The sequence below is a fragment of the Novosphingobium sp. 11B genome (assembly GCF_054589055.1).
Genome location: NZ_BAAILP010000200.1, coordinates 7,411 through 8,333, shown reverse-complemented (window position 1 = coordinate 8,333; position 923 = coordinate 7,411). Strand labels below are relative to the sequence as shown.

The window sequence follows — 923 nt, the reverse complement described above, 5'->3', positions numbered from 1 at the left end:
TCGCGGAGCTGATCCGAGGCCCTTCGACAAGCTCAGGGCGAGCGGAGTTGGTGCGAACCTCCCGGTCCCGCTCAGGCTGAGCTTGTCGAAGCCCGCGCGGCGAGGCGCACGATCTGGCATCTGCGACCAACCATCATTTTCATTTTTCCCATAGTGGCGAACGGGATATGCCCTGCGGCGTCCCGTTCGAGCGGACCTGTGGGAGTATCTCAGATGCGTTTCGTCCTTACCGCTTGCGCCGCCCTGCTGGCGTCGGCTTCGCCTGTTCTTGCGGCCGAGCGCGTAGCTGCCGCCGACCCGGCGCGTCTTGCCGCTGCGAAGCAGACGGTCGACTACGTGTTCCCGCTCGGGACCTATGGCCGGATCATGAACGGCACGATGGACAAGATGATGGATTCCATCATGGATTCCATGATGCAGATGCCGCTCAAGGACCTTGCCGGGATCAGCGGCGTCGATACCGAGAAGCTGGGCAGCGGCACCATGGCGCAGATCATGGAGATCTACGACCCGGCCTTCAAGCAGCGCATGTCGGCCACCACCCGTACGATGATGACCGACATGATGGGCCTGATGACCCAGTTCGAGCCCGACATCCGCGACGGTCTGGCGAGCGCCTACGCCGGGCGGTTCGACGCGAAGCAGTTGCAGGAGATGAACGCCTTCTTCGCCACGCCGACGGGCAAGGCCTACGCGGCGGATTCCTACATCATCATGATGTCGCCCGAGGTCATGAACAGGATGCAGGCGCTGATGCCCCGGCTGATGAAGGAAATGCCGGCGATCATCGACAAGGTGAAGGCCTCCACCGCCGATCTGCCTGCCCCGCGCAAGTACGCGGACCTCAAGAGCGCCGAGAAGGACAAGCTGGCCGGGCTGCTCGGCATTTCGCGCAAGGAGCTGGACGAGGGCGAGGCGAAGAA

Annotated in this window: 1 protein-coding gene; it reads left to right on the top strand. The window is 63.4% G+C overall.

Annotated features, from left to right (window positions below; translation table 11 throughout):
- Nucleotides 1-213: 213 nt before the first annotated feature.
- Nucleotides 214-923: DUF2059 domain-containing protein (locus tag ACYPYD_RS18220; RefSeq protein ID WP_459664652.1), on the top strand; the 710-nt coding region annotated here is incomplete at its 3' end.